The organism is Streptomyces scabiei 87.22 (assembly GCF_000091305.1).
Lineage (GTDB): Bacteria > Actinomycetota > Actinomycetes > Streptomycetales > Streptomycetaceae > Streptomyces > Streptomyces scabiei.
This window is the reverse complement of the sequence record NC_013929.1, coordinates 10,129,686-10,148,695: the sequence shown is the minus strand read 5'-3', so window position 1 is coordinate 10,148,695 and position 19,010 is coordinate 10,129,686. Positions and strand designations below refer to the sequence as shown.

The window sequence follows — 19,010 nt, the reverse complement described above, 5'->3', positions numbered from 1 at the left end:
CCCGCGGAGCGGGTACCACATCGCTGCGCGATGTGCAAGCGAACACCCGTGCTGCGCACGGGTGTTGCGCTTCCGCTCCGCGGAAGCGCTGGCGATGGGCTGCGCCCATCGCAGCAACTCGATTGCTGCGCAATCGAGTTGGGTCACATCGCTGCGCGATGTGCAGGGGAGGCGGTCGCTGCGCTCCCGCTGCCCACGCGATGCGTGGGCGGATCCCTTCGCTGCGCTTCAGGATCCGGTGGGACCGGCCGCTGCGGCGCCCGGCGCGGCGCGCGATGCGCGGTCGCCCGCTTGACGGGGTGTCACGTGCGGCTAGTGAGGCCTTTAGTGCGGGAGTTGGGGCGTGCTCCGCACGCCCGGGGGCGGGTCCGCTGCGCTCCCCCGCCTGACGGTCCTTCCGGCTGCGCCTCCAGAATCTGGGGCCCACTGTCTCGGGCCGGGCTGGCTACCAGGGAGGGGGTCGCTCGTTCGTGTCGGGTTCTAGTGTAGCGCGCGCCTCAGGTTGATGCAGCATGTACCGTTGGCGGAAACACGGGACACCCCCCAACCACCCGGGCGGGGCGCGGGAAGCGAGGGCTCTTTGAATCCGTCAGGCTTCGAAAAGCGCTTTGAAGCGCGGAACGAAATCCATCGTGAGGTTACTTCAGGGACGGACCCGGAGCTGATCCGCTATCGGATCGTGGCGCAGCGCGCCGATCCGGAGCACCCGGGCGCATCGGTGGTGACGAACTACGCCTGCGGGCGGTCGGTCGAGGAGGCCGTCGCCAAGGCCCGCAAGGCGTTGGAGAAGCCGGACGGTCTGTACGGGGACCAGGGCATGTACCGCGTGGTGGAGGTGGTCGAGGAGAGTCCGTCCAGCGAGCTCCGGCAGCAGGAGGGCGCCCGCCGGCGGTACCTCACCACCATCTGGGAGAACGCCACCACCACCGTGCGCGGCCGTGAGCCGGACAACCCAGATGCGGAACTCCTCAGCCGCCTGGACGACTTCTTCACCCGAGCCGTCGTCTTCCCCGACCCGCACACCAGCGGCGCCACCAGACCACGTTCGGCTGGACCAGCGAGAAGCCCTACATCCAGCACGCCAGCGACCCCGGCCACGCCCTGGCCCTGTTCCTCCTGGCCTACCTGGACCACCACGGCCTAGACCTGGAAACGGCCGTCCGCACCGGTGATCGTCCCGTTCTGCTGCCGTTGGCCAGGGGCCGGCCTTCGGCCCGTGACACAGAGGGAAGCGAGCCGTCGGCGGAACTCGTCGAGCGTGTCATGGACGTCTGCGAGCAGCACTACACGGCCGTGACCGGCACCAACTCCGAGCACTGGGACCAGGAGGCGTCCCGGGAACTCGTGGACATCTCCCTGCGGACCGTGCACCTGGCGGAGCCGGAGCGCTACCCGCAGACGCTCGACGCGTACCTGCACGAGCACCAGGCGCGATTGAAGCGGCTGTGGCACCGCTACGGACCCGGCGGCATGTTCGCGGGCGAGCTCGTTCTGATCGACCTGCCCGGCTGCTTCGTGCTGTGCGAGAGGATCGAGACGACCCCTCTCTGGCTCGAAGGGATCTGGACGCAGAAGGGCCAGGAGGAAATCGCGCTGGAAAGGCTTCAGAACAGTTGGCTGTACGACACGGGAGAGGAGGACGGACGATGAGCAGGATTCCACTCAAGAAACACCAGATCGACCAGAAGTCGAGTTTCCGTAAATGGGTCGGATTCTCTGCAAGATCATCTGTACCCCCTCAGGGTGCCCGTGGCACAATCGTGTCGGCGACCGGGTCGGGAAAAACGATCATGGCTGCCGCAAGTGCGCTGGAGTGCTTCCCGGAGGGCCGGATCCTCGTGACCGTGCCGACCCTGGACCTGCTCGTGCAGACCGCCCAAGCGTGGCGGGCCGTGGGCCACCGCTCCCCCATGGTCGCCGTGTGCTCGCTGGAGAACGACCCGGTGCTGAACGAGCTGGGGGTGCGCACCACCACCAACCCGATCCAGCTCGCCCTATGGGCCGGGCACGGGCCGGTCATCGTGTTCGCCACGTACGCCTCTCTCGTGGACCGCGAGGACTTCGACGACCCGACGGGCCAGGGGAAGGTTCGTGGGCCGCTGGAGGCCGCTCTGACGGGCGGGGAGCGGCTGTATGGACAGCAGATGGACGGTTTCGCGCTCGCCATCATCGACGAAGCCCACTCAACGGCAGGCGATCTTGGCAGGCCATGGGCGGCACTCCACGACAACACCCGCATCGCCGCCGACTTCCGGCTCTACCTCACCGCCACCCCACGCATCCTCGCCGCACCCCGCCCGCAGAAAGGCGCAGACGGCCAGGAGTTCGAGATCGCTTCAATGGGCCAAGACTCGGAAACCTACGGGCCATGGTTGGCAGAGCTCGGGCTCTCGGAGGCCATCGAACGTGAAATCCTCGCCGGCTTCGAGATCGACGTCCTGGAAATCCGCGACCCCTCCCCCGTCCTCGGGGAATCAGAGGAAGCGCAGCGCGGCCGACGCCTGGCGCTCCTACAGACCGCACTTTTGGAGCACGCGGCCGCGTACAACCTCCGTACGGTCATGACCTTCCACCAGAAGGTGGAGGAGGCCGCGGCGTTCGCGGAGAAGATGCCAAAGACGGCAGCCGAGCTGTACGTGAACGACGCCTCCGACGACGACCTGGCGGCCGCGGACCGGCTACCGAAATCGTCCATCGACGCGGAGTTCTACGAGCTGGAAGCCAGCCGCCACGTACCCCCGGACCGGGTGTGGTCGGCGTGGCTGTGCGGCGACCACCTCGTCAGCGAACGCCGGGAGGTACTGCGACAGTTCGCCAACGGAATCGACGCCACCAACCGGCGCGTACACCGGGCGTTCCTCGCCAGCGTTCGCGTGCTCGGAGAAGGCGTCGACATCACCGGCGAACGCGGAGTGGAGGCGATCTGCTTCGCCGACACCCGCGGCTCCCAGGTCGAGATCGTCCAGAACATCGGCCGTGCGCTCCGGCTCAACCGCGACGGCTCCACCAAGGTCGCCAGGATCATCGTGCCGATCTTCCTGGAACCCGGCGAAGACCCCACCGACATGGTCGCCTCCGCCAGCTTCCGCCCCCTCGTAGCGATCCTCCAAGGACTCCGCAGTCATGATGAACGACTCGTCGAACAGCTCGCCTCCCGCGCCCTGAGCAGCGGGAAGCGCAAGGTGCACATCCAACGCGATGAGGACGGGCAGATCGTCGGGACCGGCGGCGAGAGCGACGGCGAGGACCAGGAGCAGGACGGCACCGGCGCCGCTGCCGAGTCGGCCCTGCTCCACTTCTCCAGCCCGCGCGACGCCGCCACGATCGCCGCGTTCCTGCGCACCCGCGTCTACCGGCCCGAATCCCTGGTGTGGCTGGAGGGCTACCAAGCCCTCATCCGCTGGCGGAAGGAGAACGAGATCACCGGCCTCTACGCCGTGCCCTACGGCGTTGAGGTGGAAGTAGGGGTCACGAAGGATTTTCCGCTTGGGCGCTGGGTCCACCAGCAGAGGAAGGCGCTGCGGGCCGGGGAGCTGGAGGAGCGGCGCAAGACCCTGCTGGACGCGCCGGAGGCCGGGATGGTCTGGGAGCCCGGAGAGGAAGCCTGGGAGACCAAGCTCGCCGCACTCCGGTCCTACCGGCAGGCCACCGGCCACCTCGCCCCCCGCCAGGACGCCCTCTGGGGCGAGAGCGAAGCCGAGGGCCTGGTGCCCATCGGGCAGCACATCGCCAACCTCCGGCGGAAAGGCGGCCTGGGCAAGGACCCGAAGCGGGCGGAGGAGCGCGCCAAGCAACTAGCGGCGGTCGATGAGGACTGGAACTGCCCGTGGCCGCTGGACTGGCAGCGCCACTACCGCGTCCTCGCCGACTTGGTCGACGCCGACGGCCACCTGCCCGACATCGCACCCGGCGTGCTCATGGACGGCGACGACATCGGACGATGGCTCCAACGGCAGGCCCAGCCGGCTACTTGGGCGCAGCTGTCGACCGAGCAGCAGGAGCGGCTGTCCAAGCTGGGTGTGAAGCCCGTCCAGGCGCCGTCTCCGCCCCCTGCGGCTACGCGTGCGACGAAGGGCCCGGGCAAGGCACAGCAGGCCTTCCAGCGCGGCCTGGCAGCCCTCGCACAATGGGTCGAACGGGAAGGCGCCCACCGGCCTGTCCCGCGCGGCCACGCTGAAGAGATCGCGGTCGACGGCGAGACGGAGCCGGTGGCCGTGAGACTGGGCGTATGGGTCTCCAACACCAAATCGAGGCGTGACAAGCTCACCCAGGACCAGCTCGACGCACTGGGGAAGCTGGGCATCGACTGGATCTGACGGTCGTCGGCAAGGCCCCTCTCGTTTGGCATCGATCCGAGGCTGGGTCAGGGGCGCGGGGGTGGTGTGGTGAGGTACGGGGCGAGTTGGGCTTCGAGGTCGGCGATGCGTTTGTCCATGAAGCGGTTGTTCTGGCGGGCGCTGGTCAGTCGTTCTTGAATCTGCTGGTTGTCCTGGGTGAGTTGTCGTACGTGCTGCTTAAGCGTGGTGTTCTCGGTGACGATGCGCTGAAGTGCGCCTTCGGGGAGATCGTGTTCGAGGTCGCGGATCTTGCCGAGGAGTTCTGCGATGCGGGTGCGCTGGGTGCGGATTTCGCGCTGGGCTTGGGTGAGTGCGTCTTCGGCGTTGAGTGCACGTTCCTTCCAGGCGGACTGTGCGCGGCTGGCGCTGCTGGAGACTCCGGGATGGGGTCTGCTTGTGCGGGTGGCCTGTTCGATCAGGGCTCTGGCCTGCTGGTTTTGATAGAGGAAGGTGCGTGAGACGCGGGCGGTACGGGCGAGGGCTGCGACGGTGACAGGCGTGTGGTCGCGGGCTGCGGCCGCCAGGGCGGTCTGGAGGCGTTCGAGCATCTCCTGGGTGGCTTGGCGGCGGGCTTGGACGGCCGCGTCGGTGCGGGGGCTCATGGCTGTCCTGTGGCGTCGTCGGGGGCCTGAAGTGCTGCGAGGTCTCGGGCGCGGAAGGCGGTGCTCCAGGTGCGGTGGAAGTAGTCCTGTGGGCGCCGCAGGTCGAGGGTGAGGGCTTCGTCGAGGATGCCGAGGGCGGCCAGGGCCTGTTCGAGTCCTTTGATGGCTTTGGCGGTGGGTTCGAAGACGGTGTGGAGGTAGTCGGCGGTGGCGTCGTCGGGGGCGTTCTCGGCGATGGAGCGCCACTGTTCGGCTTTGCGTCGCCAGTAGAGGAGGTCTGCGCCGGAGAGGACGAAGTTGTCGCAGTTCTCGCAGTCGAGTTTCCAGGGGCAGGCTCCGCCGTCTACGACGGGTTGGTAGGTGCAGAATCCGCCGTCGGCGGGGGTGCTGCGGCGGGAGAGGTCCAGGGCCAGGGCGAGGGCTGTCTCGCGGTCTATGGGGGTGGTGTCGCCGGAGAGGAGTTCGCCTGGGTGGGGTGCCCCGGGCCCGGCTACCCAGACGGTGTTCAGGACGTCTTCGAGGTCGCTGTTGGTGATCTTCACGTAGTGCTCGGCCATGCGTTCGGAGAGCTGGCCGAGGTAGCGGCGGATGTGGGTGAGCGTGGCGCCGGCGCGCAGCAGGTTGGTGGCCAGGGTGTGGCGGGCCTGGTGGGCGACGTAGGCGCCGCCGAGGTCGAGGCCGGCGATCCAGGTCTTGAAGCGCTGGTTGAAGTGTCCGTAGGAGATCGGCTGCCGGCCGTTGGGGTTGCGGATGCGGGAGGGGAACAAAGCCAGGCCGGGGCGTTCAGCGGCTGTTGGGGTGCGGCCGTAACGTTTTTCGAAGCGGTGGAGTGTCTTGGTTCGGCGGGCATCGAGGCACTGGTAGACGGGCTCGGGGATGCGGATGCCCTCGTTGTAGTTGCCGACCTTGGTCTGGTCGTGCCACAGCATGGCCAGACCGCGGTAGCGGCCGATGCAGTCCAGGCGCAGTCCGACGACCTCGCTGCAGCGGCGCCCGGTGGCGACGATGGTCTCCCAGATGTCCCGCAGGCCCCGGTCGTTGAGGTCGAGTTCCTCAAGGCGGCGCAGATTGGTCTCGTCGGTCAGGGCGCGGGCGACGTCGTCGCTGAAAGGGTTGCGGGAGCGCTGTTTGATGCCGGTGCCGCCGAAGGGGATGGCGGTCAGGAAGCCGGTGTCGATGCCGAGGCGTTCGGCGTGGCCGGCGGTGATGGCGCTGTAGAGCAGCTTGCGGGATTGGTTGAAGACGAATTGGCAGCTCAGATCGGTGACGGTGGGGGATCGTCCGTCGACCAGGACCATGCCCAGGGACGGCAGACTGTGGCGGGCGCGGTGGCGCTGGTCGGCGACGAACCGCTCGGCGTGCTCACGGCGCAGCGCGGTGTGGTCGTGGCCGGCGTCGGGGGCGTCGGCTTGGAGGAAGACGCCCAGTTCGACGGCGGCGCGGCGCATCTGGTCGAAGGGGCCTCGGGTGCGGGGGCACTGCGGTGAACGGAGCAACTCGGCGAGGTGGTCCCAGAGCAGGTCGCGCAGCCACCGCTGCGGTACGGCGGTGATGTCGAAGTGGCTCTGGGCGTTCTTGAAGCGCCGTCCGAAGTGATCGGTCTCCAGGAAGCCGGCGTCCTTGGTGTCGGAGGGGCTGTAGTAGACGCAGCGCAGACCGTTGATGATCTCCCAGATGATTTTGCGGACCTCGGAGTCCATCTGCTTGCGTGTCAGGCCTGCGTAGCCTTCGTCGTGCAGGTCCATCAGGGACGTGATGCTGCCCCGCCAGCAGTATCTGACGAGATTCCTGATGCCGTTGGTGCTCCATTCGGAGTGCTGTGCGGCCTGGGCATGGGTGTGCAGGCCCCACTGGATCTCGGCCCGCAGCAGCGGGGACAGGCCATGAAGGTTGACCAGCCCTGGCTGCGTGACCGGCTCCGCAGCGGCGCACCAGGCACGGAATGTCTTCTCGTCGCCGTAGGTCACCGGGAGCGGTCGGCCGTCCTTGAGGGGACCGCGTGAGTTCTGCGACCGGGCTCCTCCCGGACGGTTGTCGATCTTGTACCGGTTCAGGTGCTGGAGGCACAGCCCCAGTGAGGTGCAGGCCAGGAACGGGCACCGTGCCTGGCACAGGCCGTAGCCGGGAAGCGGGTCCTGTGTACGGGCCCAGTGTTCGAACCGGTCCTGGTCCATGCCGGCGGCCTCCCCGTAGTGCCATCTGGTCTGGTGCTGCTGGCACAGCCGGGTGGTGGGACTGATCGCCGGGCGGTCGGGACAGACCAGGCACCGGCCGTAATCCACTCCCCGCGCGGCCGGCAGAGCACCGGCCGCGTCCATGAAGGCGCGCTTGGCCTGCCCCGCCCGCTCGGCCTGCTCCCACTCCAGGTTGTGCGTGTTGCACAGGTTGTGGCTGACCCGGCGGATGCGCAGACAGCCGTCAACGGCGCACTGCCAGGCGTAAACCGGGTGCTGAGGCGGGATGAAGATCAGCGGGTCGCGGAAGAGCGGGTCGAATGCGGGGGCGTCGATGAGGGCTGTGAGCAGTTCGAGGCGGTCGCGGCCGACGCGGGTGGTGTCGGTGCGGCCGGGCAGCAGCGTCAGAGAAATCACGGCCGTGCCCCCCACACCTGTTCCAGCGCCGCGGCGAAGACCGGGTCGTGGACGTCCACATGGCCGTAGACCTGCTCGACGGTCGCGGCCGAGGCCCAGCCGCCGGCCTCCCGCGCGATCACCGCGTTGCCCCGTGCGGCGTCCAGCACCGCGGTGGCGAAGCTGTGCCGGAAGGCGTGCGGTACCACCCGTCCGATCTGACCACGGGCCGCGGCCCGGCGCAGCATGCCGCGGGCCGCGGCAGTGGTCCACGGTTGGCCTCGGGAGGGACCGTGCAGGCTGACCAGGAGCATGCCGTGAGCGGTCTGGGCGGGGTACTGGGTGGTGATGTACTCGAAGTAGGTGTGGATCATCGCCGGGCTCGCCCGGCGTACCGTCCCGCCGCTTACGACGTTGTCCTGCCAGGTCCAGGGTGTCTTGGTCTTGACCCGGGCCCGGTTGGCGTTGTCCTCACGGTGGCAGATGTGCACGTGCGGCCCCCGGCACTGACCGCACGCGGCCTGCTCGCGCAGGTGGAGGTCGACCAGGCGCAGCCCGCACAGCTCGCCGATCCGGAAACCGCCGTCGGCCAACCACGTGACCACCATCCGGTCCCGCGCGCACGACACCGCCCCCGACAGCACCTCCCGGGCGCCCTCGGGCAGCATCTTCGGATGCCGGCGGATCTGCTCCGCCGGAGCCAGGGGGTTCGCGGGCATGCTGTGCAGGACGTGCCCGAGCATCGCCCGCCGCCGATCCACCCGCGTCGGCAAACGCGTCACACGCAGCGCCTCCGCCAGTGCAGGGTTCACGCCGTGGGTGCCCAGGCGGAGGTAGAAGCCCTTCAGGCAGGCCGCCGTGGTCTTCAACGCGCTGTGCCCGTACGGGCGTTTGTTCTCCCGCCACGGCAGACCGAACGGCCCCGGATAATCCGCCCCCAGAGCCGCCATGTAGTGCCGCAGATCCTCCAGCGACACCGACTCCACCGTCAGGCCCGCGAAGCGGAGCCAGCGCAGATGATCCACCAGCACATACGCGTACGTACGATCCGTGCCCGCCCGACAGGCACGCAAGAACCCGTCCGCCTCCGCCACAAGCGTGCAGTCCGTATCCACGACCGTGTAGGACACCTGACCGTTCCCACGGACGATCTCCTGGACCCGTAACTCGCCCACCACCAACCGACCACCCACCCGCTGCCGCCCCCTCCAGCCCCAGGGCCGCCCCGCTGGCGGCGCTCCCGGCCCCGAGTCCACACCCCTCCCCCGGCCCCGCGGACCACTCCACGCGAACGTCACACACACCCAGGTGACGGTTGGTAAAGTCCGTCACCCTCACACGCCAGAAGGGCAACTTCGCTGCCGACGTCAGCGAGGACAGGCGTGCCCCTCCGCCCGGTGCCCCATCCACACCGCCACGTCGCATATCCGCAGCGCACTCACTGTCTCCGGCACCCCTGCGACCTGACGCAGCTCGAACAACTGGCGGTGCAGGGCGTGGTCGTCCGCGCGGAGCGCAGCATGCAGCGCAAGCCAGAACGAGGGGCGCGGGCGTCCCAGAGCGCAGCGCACCACCTTGTCGTAGACCGGCAGCAACCGCGGACGCTTGCGGGCCAGGAGCTTCCCCGCGATCACCCATCCGACATCAGGCTGATCTTCTAGCAGTTGCCAGGCCTGGTCCGCCGGCGAGCCGTCGGCTACGACGTCCGCGTCGGCGTCGACCATGTCGATGTCCCTGGGAATGGCGTGCAGCAGACCGGACAGCCGCGCACCGAGAGGGCCCTCCAGAAGATCCAACGCAACAGCCGCCGGAACGGTCACCGACAAAGTCTGTACCGCGACCAAGTCTTCCGCCGTGAACCGGTTGGCGACCTCCGGCCGGTCTCCCCCACCCGCCAGATGCTCGAACCGACTGCCGGTGTATGGCACCCCGTCGGGCGGCAGATCGATACCGAAGTAACGCCGCAGATCACCCACAACACGCTCGGCACCCAGCAGTACGCGCAAACGCTGCCCCAACGGGGACAACGCCCCATCAGATACGCCGGGCGTTGCGGTAGGAGAAGCCATGAGAACTCCATCCTTCATCCAGATCGTGAGCAAACCAGGTCTGTAGCCACACAGCCGGGTGGGCGTGTCGACACCGAAGTAGCCGTCCTGCGCCGCCGTCGTCCTGGCGTGGTGCACCGCCCCGTCGCGGCAGGACGACGACTCCTTGTACTCGCAGAGCGGCACACCCGGGTTGCGGCCCTTCGGGCTGTCTTCAGAATCGCTCGTGCCCAAGGCATGAAGCCGTCGGCGGGACACGGCTGGCGAAGAGTGGAAGGTGCGCAGCTTCGCTTCCTTAGCCGTGCGCGGGGCGCAGGTACATCGGCAGGACGGTGCGCATGAGCTGTTCGCCGCGGGTGGTGATGGCCTCGAAGTCGCTGCGGGCCATGGCGGCGAAGTTGGTCGGGTAGGAGGCGACCGCGCTGCGCGGAACGAGGTCGGCTGGCGGCGCGGGCAGGCGGTCGTCCTTCATTCCGAGATAGGCAAGGGCGAAGCCGTCGATGCGTCCGCTCGCGGCCCACTCGTGCAGGCGGGCGCGGGCGGAGTCCTGGGCCTTGCGGTGGACGGTGGCGAAGGAGCGGCTGAGGCGTCCGAACATGAAGTGCGGTGCCTTCAGTGCGAGTTCCCCCAGGCCGGCGTCGCAGGAAATGATGAAGGGCACGTCGTAGACGTGCTGGGTGTGGTGCGGTGAGCGTCCGGGCTCGAGGACGGACAGGCCGAGGTTGTCGTAGACGCCGCCGTCGGTGAGCAGCACGGTGTGCTGCTGGTGGTGTCCGTCACGGTACTGGAAGGTGAAGGTGCGTTCCAGGGCCGGCAGGAAGACGGGGTAGGCGGCGGAGGCGGCTACGGCGGTGGCGACGTGGACGGGCTCGGTGATGGTGCCGTAGCGGGAGCAGCCGCTGCGGGTGCTGCCGAAGCGAACCGCGTTGGTGGTGGCCAGGTCGGTGGCGGTCAGAACGACGTCGAGACCGGGGTGGGTGACGTCGGCCAGGGTGGTGGTGCCGAACGCCTTGTGGGCGAGGACGGCGGCCAGGGCGTCGGTGCGGTTGGCGGGGCGGGCGACGGTGACCTGGGTGGTGCGGGTGAACAGTTGGCGGGTGCCTGCGCGGGCGGCCGCGGTGAGGTTGCGGGCGGCCGCGGAGGGCTTGAATGCCTGGCGTGCGATGTCCAGTTGCAGGCCGGAGCGCAGCAGGTCGGTGGTGCTGGCGTCGAAGTCGGTGAACTCTTTCGGGCCGTAGGCCCACAGGGCGGCGAGGAGGGAGCCGCCGGAGATGCCGGAGACGACGCGGATGCAGTCGAGGAGATCGCGGTCGTGCAGGGCGCGCAGGCAGCCGAGGTGGAAGGCGGCGGCGCGGGAGCCGCCGCCGGACAGGGCGAGGCCGATGGTGCGGGTCATGAGCGGGAGCCCTTGCGTGGGACGGGGACGGGACTGTGGGGGCGGGTGGAGTAGCCGCCGGGCCACCACTGCACGGGGCCGAGGTGAGCGGGTGGTTGCTGCGGGGGCGGCTCAACCGTGACCGAGGCGGTGCGGGCGGCGAGGTGGGCGTAGAGGTCGGGGCTGTCCCCGGTGGCGAGCCACTGGTGCCAGACGGGGGGTGGTCCTCCGGCGATGAGGACGAGGGCGCGGGCGGGGGCGTCGTCCAGCGGGAGGGTGAGGCTGGTCATGGCGGCGCGGTCGGTGGTGCTGGGCTGTGCTGCGGTGTGCGGGTGGGTGTGCCACATGCCCAGGAAGCGACTGATGTTGCCGGTAGCCTTCCGGCGGGCGGTGAGGTGGCCGCCGACGCCGTCCAGGCCGTGCTGGAAGTAGGCCTCGGTCAGCAGGGAGTCGGGGGGCGGGCCGGTGGCCTCGTCGATGAAGATCACACCGGTGGCGTCGTCGACGGCGCCGAGCAGGGTGCCGCCGGTTTCCACGCGCGGGCCCCGCACTCGGGCGCCGCGGCGGGCTTCCGCGCGCATCTCGGCCAGTGCGGCGGGGGTGATGCGCACGTCGTAACCGGTGGCCTCGTCCGTGGCGAGGGTGTCGTTGGGCCAGGTCAGCCAGCGCGGCCCGGACGGCTGGGTGCTGGTGGGGCCGGTGGGCATGCGGACGATGAGGACGGCCATGGCGTGCCGGTCGGCGGGTTCGGCCAGGGCGTGGAGGACGCCGGTCGCCAGTTGTCCGGCCAGTGCGGTGACGTCGGCGGCCGATCCGGTGAAGGTGGCGTCCGAGCAGCCGGGTTCGGGCTGGAAGAGCTCGGTCGGGGGTGTGGTGGGGAAGAAGTCGTCGATCAGGTCGTCGAAGGCGCGCGTGGCATCGGCGTGCGCGGCCAGCGCGGTGCGCCGCAGGACGTCCGTGCCACCGCCGGTGGCACCGCGGGGTGAGATGGCGGCGATGCCGCGGGTGGCGTGGTGGCCGATCATCAGTGTGGCCAGGTGGGGCCAGGGGGCGGTGTCGGTGCGGCGGGCACGTTCGAGGTGGGCGCGGACGATGCGGTTGGCGGTGCAGTCCCAGATCAGGTCGAAGGTGTGCAGGTCGAGGGCGGACAGCTGGGTGGTGACGTTGCCGACGAGGGCCTCGACACGGGTGGCGTGGGGGTCGATCCGGTTGAGGCGGTCGGCCAGGACCCTCGCCTTGGAAAAGCCGATGTCGGCGTCCGTATAGGGTTGGCGGGCCAGGATTCCGGGGTGGACGAGTCCGTGGTCGGCGACGGTGAGGTGCGCGGCTCCGGCGCGGGCGCACATGTCGGCGACGGGTGCTCCCAGGGCGCCCGCGCCCAGGACGAGGATGCGTTTGCCGCGCAGCCAGGCCGCGGGGCTGGCGTGGTCGCGTCGGACCGTGACCTCGGGCCGGGCTTCGTAGACGCGCATCCACCGGGTGCTCTGGCGGTCGAGCCAGTCGGTGCCGAACCGGACGACCTCGTCGCCGAGTTCGGCCAAGTACGCATGCCCGCTGAAGGCAGTGTCGGCGGTCAGGCGCCCGACCTGATCGGCGAAGTCGGGCAGGTGCCAGGCCACCAGGTGCGTCCGGCGCGGCCCGTCGCCGGCGATACCCCGCGAGGGGGTGCCCAGCAGCAGGTGCACCGGCGCGGCTGGGGTGTCCTCGTCGTCCCCGGTCGACACGGTGGCGTCGGCGTCGGGGCACAGCAGGGTGCGGTTGTGGCCTGCGACAAATCCCGTCAGCCCCAGCAGCAGGCGCGGCGTGATGTGGTCGCGGGCCAAGGACTCCACCAGCTCGCGCGCGGTGAGCGGGTATTCGAACGTCAGGTGCTTCGTGGTGACGACGACGGGGGCGAGGAAGGCGCGGGCGCCGGCCGGCAGCGCGGCGCTCTCCCGCAACTGTTCCAGGCTGTCGGGCCAGGGGTCCTCAACGGCGAGCCAGTCCACGACGTCGCATCTGATGTCGTTGACCTGGTGCAGTACGGCGGCGCCCAGCCACGGCCCGTCCGGTCGTGCGACGGGCGCGTCGTGTCGGATCACGAGGAGTCCCGCGGTGTGGTCGGTCAGGGCGTTCGGGGGGTGCAGGGGTTCGCCGGGCCGGTCCAGTTGTCCCGCGGCGGCCGCCTCGAACCAGTCCAGGAGGCGGGTGATGAACCCGTACATGCCGTCGGCCGGATCCCACTCGGTCGCCGTCGAGCGGTACAGGCACAGGTGGCGGCCCCAGTTGACGTGCGGGGCGCCGGCGAAGCGGGTGTGCCGGGTTTGCACGCTGGGGGCGGTGAAGGGGAAGTTCGGAGGGATCCGCAGGGTGACCGCCTCGACGCTGCGCAGCCGCAGGCCGCCCTGGGTGGGCGACAGGTTGGCGCAGCCGACGCTGACGCGGGCCTCGACGTACCCGCCGGCTGTGGCGGCCACGTGGGTGGCCGCCACCGATCCTCGAGACGCCTGGACGATCCGGTGCAGCTGGTCGATGGCGAGCTGCTGGCCCTCGGTGAGTTCCAGGGTGGCGCTGTCCTTCACGCGGCACCGAATCCGATCTGTACCGCGGGCTCGGCCTTGTCGCCCCTGGCCCGCTGCACACCGGCGCGCGCGGCGTCCGTGCCGCGCTGGCGCGGCAGACCAGCTGCGGCGGTGAGGGCGGTGGCCGGGAAGCGGGTGGTGCCCAGCGCGGCCAGCAGCCGTCGGCCGCCGCCTGCGGCATGCAGCACCTGGGACTTGTTCTCCAGGTCGGTGACGTCGACGAGTTCCAGTCCCAGGCCCGCCTCCAGGGCGAAGACCACTGGGCGGGGTTCCTCCTTGGAGGGGTACTCCCCCGTGCACAGCACCTCGTAGTCGGTGATCGACGCGTAGGCGTCCCGGGCCAGCAGGTGCGGCGGGTTGTTGCCCTTCTCGTCCTTCTCGCGGAAGGGCAACGAGCTGGCGATCACCCTGGCGTCCGGACTGGCATGCGCCTGGAGCAGGTCGAGAAGGTCCTGCTTGAGCTCCTCCTTGCCGTCCTCGCCCTCGGCGTACATGGCCTTCTTGGAGCAGTGGTGCGGGGAAAGCAGCACGTCCCACTCCACTCGGTCCGCGTTACCTGCGGCCTCGCTGTTCTCGAAGATCATCTTGATGATGGGGTAGGCGAGGTCGCCGAGGAAAAGAAGGCGGCCGACTGTGCCGTCGCTGGCCTTCAGCTGCACTTGCAGTGCCAGAGATGTGTCGTTGCGGTCGCCGGCGCAGTGATCCTTGAACGGGGCGTGGACGAACGCCTCGAAGCGGTCCGCGACGTCCTCGCCGTCGACCTTGGTGATCACGTCGCCGGGGAACGTGAAGTACTCGTCGGGCAGTTCGGCGTAGGAGTGCAGCTCGCGGTCCTCGTCGTAGCCGATGATGCGCACCCGGTCTCCGCTGGGCGGCTCCTTGCCGTCCTTGATGGCCTTGAGGGTGGCGTCCACGCGTCGCTCGACCTCGTCCTGGAAGCGCTGTGCGTCCTCGCACATCGGCTTGTCCTCGGACAGTTCGCGCCACAGCCGGGGCGTCGCCCAGATCTCCCCGATCAGGATGGAGCTCTCCAGAAGGTCGCCGAAGCCGCAGCAGTGGTCCGAGTCGGCGTGGGTCAGGGCGAAGACCGCCAGGTAGGGCGTCGTGCCGTCGGGCTGCGGCAGGGTCTCCTCCAGCCGGTCGATGACGGCGGCGACCACCGCGTCGTCCTCATCGGCGGCCTTCATGTCCCGCAAGTCCACCTGCATCACCAGGTTGTCGCCCAGCACGATCGTGGTGGAGTCGCCCGTGCCCACCGGCCAGAACACCACCCCCTGCCCGGGAAGTTCTGCCTCGACCATGTCGCACCTCTTCACTCGATAGTTGATCAACTAGCAGTAAAATTAGACAAGTTCACTCAGGGACCAGGTCTACCATGCGCCACTGACAACGCCGCCACCATCGGGCTGGTGGAGACCGACACCAACGTCTCCCCCTCGCGCACGGCGATCCCCCCTCCTCTTCGTGGCCGGCGAACGAGTTACCCGGGACCGCGTTCGGCGTCGTGCGCTGCGGCATCTCCACCGGCTCGCCGTCCACCGTGACGGTCGCCGCCTTGCCGCCGGTCTCCTCGTGCTGGATGCCTGCCGTCGTCATGACGGCCACCTCCCCTTCCCCCGGCCCGCCCGCGGCGGGCCGGGATATGCGAAAGGCGGGCCCGAAGCCCGCCTACTTGCTCTTCTTCGAGCCGCGACACGCGCTCGTTCACCGTCGTCGACGGATGCCTGCGCACCGTCGACTGCTTCACGAACCGACCCGTGACCGCACTCCGCCCCCGCTTCCCACCAGACCCACTCGCCCTGCCGGGCATGACGTACCTCCTTCAAGAGGGATCGATCTGACCTGCAAAGGCGCTCCACCATGCGCGGGGTTTCATACACCTAGCAAGCCAATGAAACTTTTCTTGATCGAGAGAGTAGCATGGAAGCGACAGGTATACGCAAGAGGTTTCTGGGGCTGCCGGTGGACATCGCCTTCGACGACGCGGAGCTCGCCCGCGTCTGCAACAGCGACGCGGCCCGCCGGGTCCGCTTCGGGCCGGAGGCCGCCGCCGCGCTCCACAGACGCCTCGGCCAGATGGCCGCCGCCGACCACCTGGCCGACCTGCATCGCCTCGCGGCCGCCCGGCTACGGCCTGATCCGGCCGACAGCGGCATCAGCCGGGTCGTCTCGCTCGGGGACCACGGCCACCTCGTCGTACGCCCGCGCGACGACCCGCCCGCCGCCCACCGTGACGGCACCCTTGACGAGCACTCCGTACGCGCACTGATAGTCACCGCGATCGCCATCACGCGATGACCGCCCCCGCCACCCCCGCCTCCCCGACCTCAGAGAGGCACCACCCGTGACCCCGCCTCCCGCCCCGCCCTTCGCCTACGCGCCCGACTCCGCCCAGCCGCCCGGCGAGACCCTCAAGGAACAACTGGAAGCGCTCGGCATCCCGCAGGCCGACCTCGCCCGGCGTACTGGCCTGTCCACCAAGCACATCAACCAGATCGTCCAGGGCACCGCAGTCCTCACCCCCGAGACCGCGCTTCTCCTCGAGCGCGCCACCGGCATCCCAGCCTCGATGTGGAACCAACTGGAAGCCGCCTGGCGCACCCACGTCACCCGCCAGCAGGAACTCCAGCAGCTCAGCAAGCGCATCGACTGGCTCGACAACTTCTCACTGACCGAGCTCGTCAAGCGCAGCATCCTGCCGAACAAGGACAGGAGCGCGGACAACCTCCAGCGTCTGCTGGCGTTCTTCGGCGTCGCCGACCCAGGCGTCGCCGAAGACCTCTGGCGCAGCTACCGCACCGCTTTCCGCCGCTCCACCGTCTTGAAGACCGACGACTACGCCACCGCGGTATGGCTGCGCCAGGCAGAACTCAAGGCCCGCGCCCTGCCCTGCCAGCCGTTCGACCGCGCCGCCCTCACCGCCCTCCTGCCCAGCCTGCGCGCCCTCACCCTGGACGACCCGGCAACCTGGCCCGGCCGGATCACCCAGTTGTGCGCCCAGGCCGGCGTAGCCGTCGTCTTCCTCCCCGCGCCTCCCCTGACAAGCGTCTCCGGCGTTACTCGCTGGCTCACCCCTGACAAGGTCGGCATCGCCCTCAGCGACCGGTTCAAAAAAGACGACCACTTCTGGTTCACCGTCTTCCACGAGATCGGCCACACCCTCCTCCATGGCAAGAGACTGACCTTCCTCGACAACACCGACCGCGCCGACGAACGCACCCCCGAAGGCGACCGCAGCGAAGAAGAAGCCGACACCTTCGCAGCCCAGACCCTCATCCCGCCCGAGCACAACGCCGCCTACCGGCGCCTCGCCCGCAGGCCCATGCCCTTCGACAACGTCAAAGCCTTCGCCCGCCAGGCCGGCATCGCCCCCGGCATCGTCGTCGGCCGCCTCCAGCACGACGGCGCCCTGCCCTGGACCCACGGCAACAACCTCAAACGCCCCGTCCGCTTCCCCCACAACGGCCCCGCCGAGGACCAGCCACAGTGACCGACCACCCCCGCAAAGGCACCGTCGCAGCACCGGGCTCCCCCGGCTTCGCCCTGCACACCCTGGGCTGGCGTGCATTCCAGGACCTGTGCGCTGCCGTACTCCGCGAAGTGTGGGCACAGTCCGTGCACACCTTCGCCGACTCCAACGACGGCGGACGCGACGGCGCCTTTTACGGAACCTGGCAACAGCCACCGGACCCGATCGGCGTCCAGGACGTCCCCGACGGCCCCTTCGTCCTGCAGTGCAAACACACCAAGAAAGCCGACACCACCCTCACACCCTGAAGTTTCCCCGTGATGCTGGACACTCGAGGCTTACGCTGCGAGGGCATGCTCTTGCTCGTGTCGCTGACGGGTCTCCAGCGGGGTGAGGTAGCCCCAGACTGGATGCCTTCGCAGCCGCTTGCGGTTGTAGAAGGTCTCGATGAAGGCGAAGATCTCAGCGCGGGCAGTGGTCCGGTCGGGCCAGCGGCGGGTGCCGATCTCCGCTTTCAGCAGCGCGAAGAAGCTCTCGGCGGCGGCATTGTCGTAGCACGAGCCGGTTCGGCCCATGCTCTGCCGCAGGCCCAACCTGCTTATTTCCCGGCGGAGTTCGTCAGAGGTGTACTCGGCTCCGCGGTCCGAGTGCACGATGCAGCCGGTCTGTAGCCGACCACGTCCGGCGGCCATCGTCAGTGCGTCGACCACCAGAGAGGCGCGGTGGTGGTCGGCCATCGAGTAGCCGACGATCTCGCGGGTGGCCAGGTCCAGCCAGGTCGCGAGATAGAGCCAGCCCTCGTCGGTGGGGATGTAGGTGATGTCACCGACCAGTTTCCGCCCCGGGTCGGCGGCCGTGAAGTCACGGCCGATCAGGTCGTGAGCGGGCACCGCCTTCCTCGCTGGACGGGTCAGCGACCGGCGCTTGCGCCGGGTGACCCCGGTGATGTCGCACTCACGCATGATCCGCTCCACTCGCTTGCGGTTGACCCGCCGGTCCATCCTGCGCAACTCGGCATGGATACGCGGCACTCCGTAGGTGCACCGGGAGGCTATGTGCAACACGGTGATCTCGTGGGCCAGGGCGTCGTCGGCGGCCCGGCGGGCGGCGCGGGCCGGCTCGCCGGCCAGCCAGGCGTAGAAGGAGGACCGGGCCACCTTCAGCAGCCGGCACAGCAGAGCAACGTTGTGGGTGGTCTTCTCCGCCTCGATGAACGCGTACACCTCGCTCATCGATCGCTCTCCTTCGCGAAGAAGACCGCCGCTTTTCGCAGCACCTCGATCGTCTCGGCCTGCTCACGGTTCTGCCTCCGCAGCCGACGCAGCTCTTCCCGCTCCGCGCTCGTCAGCTCACCCGGCGACCCCTGCCCGCGGTCGATCGTGTCCTGCTTGACCCAGTTCCGCAGCCCCTCGGAGCTGACCCCGATCTCCCGAGCCACCTCGGTGACGGTCTTGCCGGAGGACCGGACCAGCGCGACCGCGTCGCGCTTGAACTCCTCCGAGTACCGCCTGCTGCGGTTGCTCTTACTTCCCACCTGGCACTACTTCCTCTGGAACCTCATGTCCCAGTCTCCAGGTGTCCAACATCAAGGGGAAGCTTCACTCGGGGAGCTGCCCTGGGATGGCGCGCGGTGGTACGGGGTGGTGCGGGGCGCTGGTGGCGTTTCGTTTCGGGCGCTGTGTGTGATTGAGGAGTACAGTTCGCGCCGCTGCCGTCTTGGGGGCCTGGGGTGGTGAGGCTGAAGCGGGTCGGGGTGTCTCGTCCGTTTCGGTGGGCGATGACCGTCGTATCAGCGGTCGTGTGCATCATGCACCACCGACCGCGGCAGCGAATACACGAGTGATGAATTCCGCACCGAGATACGCAGGTTGCGCATGCGACAGTCGATGGGACGTGCCGACTCTTGTTACGGTAACGCTGCTGCGGAAAGCTGGTTCGCTGTCCTCAAAGCGGAGATCGGAACCACCGTCCGGGAGACCCTCGAGGCCGCCCGGCCGACGTCTTCCGCTACATCGAGATCGAGTGCAACCGCAGCCGACTCCGCAGAC

Annotated in this window: 15 protein-coding genes; 6 read left to right on the top strand and 9 right to left on the bottom strand. The window is 69.1% G+C overall.

Annotation, left to right across the window (positions count from 1 at the left end; genetic code table 11):
• Nucleotides 1-679 precede the first annotated feature (679 nt).
• The 3 genes from SCAB_RS48935 to SCAB_RS43530 all read left to right on the top strand — a co-directional run bounded on the left by SCAB_RS48935 (nucleotide 680) and on the right by SCAB_RS43530 (nucleotide 4,316).
• Nucleotides 680-1,144, top strand: a complete 465-nt coding sequence (locus SCAB_RS48935) for a hypothetical protein (protein WP_078579974.1) — start codon at nucleotides 680-682, stop codon at nucleotides 1,142-1,144.
• A gap of 119 nt (nucleotides 1,145-1,263) precedes the next feature.
• Nucleotides 1,264-1,650 carry a hypothetical protein gene (locus tag SCAB_RS48930; protein WP_231884862.1) on the top strand — a complete coding sequence of 129 codons (387 nt, stop codon included), beginning with the start codon at nucleotides 1,264-1,266 and terminating at the stop codon, nucleotides 1,648-1,650.
• Complete coding sequence (locus SCAB_RS43530) at nucleotides 1,647-4,316, top strand: DEAD/DEAH box helicase (RefSeq protein WP_012997997.1); 2,670 nt, start codon at nucleotides 1,647-1,649, stop codon at nucleotides 4,314-4,316. The genes SCAB_RS48930 and SCAB_RS43530 overlap by 4 nt, the downstream gene beginning before the upstream one ends.
• A 47-nt stretch (nucleotides 4,317-4,363) precedes the next feature.
• Here SCAB_RS43530 and SCAB_RS43525 read toward each other — a convergent pair whose 3' ends face one another.
• The 7 genes from SCAB_RS43525 to SCAB_RS47510 form a co-directional block, all read right to left on the bottom strand.
• Nucleotides 4,364-4,939 (bottom strand): DUF6262 family protein, encoded by a 576-nt coding sequence (locus tag SCAB_RS43525; RefSeq protein WP_041668737.1) that lies wholly within the window; start codon nucleotides 4,937-4,939, stop codon nucleotides 4,364-4,366.
• Nucleotides 4,936-7,530 (bottom strand): tyrosine-type recombinase/integrase, encoded by a 2,595-nt coding sequence (locus tag SCAB_RS48925; protein ID WP_012997999.1) that lies wholly within the window; start codon nucleotides 7,528-7,530, stop codon nucleotides 4,936-4,938. Before SCAB_RS48925 ends, SCAB_RS43525 begins: the two co-directional genes overlap by 4 nt.
• Nucleotides 7,527-8,540 carry a tyrosine-type recombinase/integrase gene (locus tag SCAB_RS43515; RefSeq protein ID WP_231884863.1) on the bottom strand — a complete coding sequence of 338 codons (1,014 nt, stop codon included), beginning with the start codon at nucleotides 8,538-8,540 and terminating at the stop codon, nucleotides 7,527-7,529. Before SCAB_RS43515 ends, SCAB_RS48925 begins: the two co-directional genes overlap by 4 nt.
• A gap of 336 nt (nucleotides 8,541-8,876) precedes the next feature.
• Complete coding sequence (locus SCAB_RS43510) at nucleotides 8,877-9,791, bottom strand: DUF6308 family protein (protein WP_231884865.1); 915 nt, start codon at nucleotides 9,789-9,791, stop codon at nucleotides 8,877-8,879.
• Nucleotides 9,792-9,852: 61 nt separating this feature from the next.
• The gene (locus SCAB_RS43505) at nucleotides 9,853-10,953 is read right to left on the bottom strand and encodes a patatin-like phospholipase family protein (protein WP_012998002.1); all 1,101 of its coding nucleotides are present in this window, start codon (nucleotides 10,951-10,953) and stop codon (nucleotides 9,853-9,855) included.
• Nucleotides 10,950-13,493, bottom strand: coding sequence for a ThiF family adenylyltransferase (locus SCAB_RS49180; RefSeq protein WP_012998003.1), 2,544 nt, complete (start codon nucleotides 13,491-13,493; stop codon nucleotides 10,950-10,952). Before SCAB_RS49180 ends, SCAB_RS43505 begins: the two co-directional genes overlap by 4 nt.
• A complete protein-coding gene (locus SCAB_RS47510) occupies nucleotides 13,490-14,794 on the bottom strand; it encodes a ComEC/Rec2 family competence protein (RefSeq protein WP_013006455.1) in 1,305 nt (434 codons plus the stop codon). Before SCAB_RS47510 ends, SCAB_RS49180 begins: the two co-directional genes overlap by 4 nt.
• A 619-nt stretch (nucleotides 14,795-15,413) precedes the next feature.
• Here SCAB_RS47510 and SCAB_RS47505 point away from each other — a divergent pair.
• The 3 genes from SCAB_RS47505 to SCAB_RS43480 are packed head-to-tail and all read left to right on the top strand — an operon-like array spanning nucleotide 15,414 to nucleotide 17,270.
• Complete coding sequence (locus SCAB_RS47505; RefSeq protein WP_012998005.1) at nucleotides 15,414-15,791, top strand: hypothetical protein; 378 nt, start codon at nucleotides 15,414-15,416, stop codon at nucleotides 15,789-15,791.
• A gap of 46 nt (nucleotides 15,792-15,837) precedes the next feature.
• The gene (locus tag SCAB_RS43485; RefSeq protein ID WP_012998006.1) at nucleotides 15,838-16,983 is read left to right on the top strand and encodes a helix-turn-helix domain-containing protein; all 1,146 of its coding nucleotides are present in this window, start codon (nucleotides 15,838-15,840) and stop codon (nucleotides 16,981-16,983) included.
• On the top strand, nucleotides 16,980-17,270 hold the full coding sequence (locus SCAB_RS43480; protein WP_012998007.1) for a PDDEXK family nuclease: 291 nt from the start codon (nucleotides 16,980-16,982) through the stop codon (nucleotides 17,268-17,270). The genes SCAB_RS43485 and SCAB_RS43480 overlap by 4 nt, the downstream gene beginning before the upstream one ends.
• 30 nt (nucleotides 17,271-17,300) lie before the next feature.
• On the opposite strand, the gene SCAB_RS43475 is transcribed toward SCAB_RS43480, so the two are convergent.
• Together SCAB_RS43475 and SCAB_RS43470 are read right to left on the bottom strand one after the other, a co-directional pair.
• The gene (locus SCAB_RS43475) at nucleotides 17,301-18,194 is read right to left on the bottom strand and encodes an IS3 family transposase (RefSeq protein WP_012998008.1); all 894 of its coding nucleotides are present in this window, start codon (nucleotides 18,192-18,194) and stop codon (nucleotides 17,301-17,303) included.
• The gene (locus SCAB_RS43470) at nucleotides 18,191-18,496 is read right to left on the bottom strand and encodes a transposase (protein ID WP_013001075.1); all 306 of its coding nucleotides are present in this window, start codon (nucleotides 18,494-18,496) and stop codon (nucleotides 18,191-18,193) included. The genes SCAB_RS43475 and SCAB_RS43470 overlap by 4 nt, the downstream gene beginning before the upstream one ends.
• Nucleotides 18,497-19,010 lie beyond the last annotated feature (514 nt).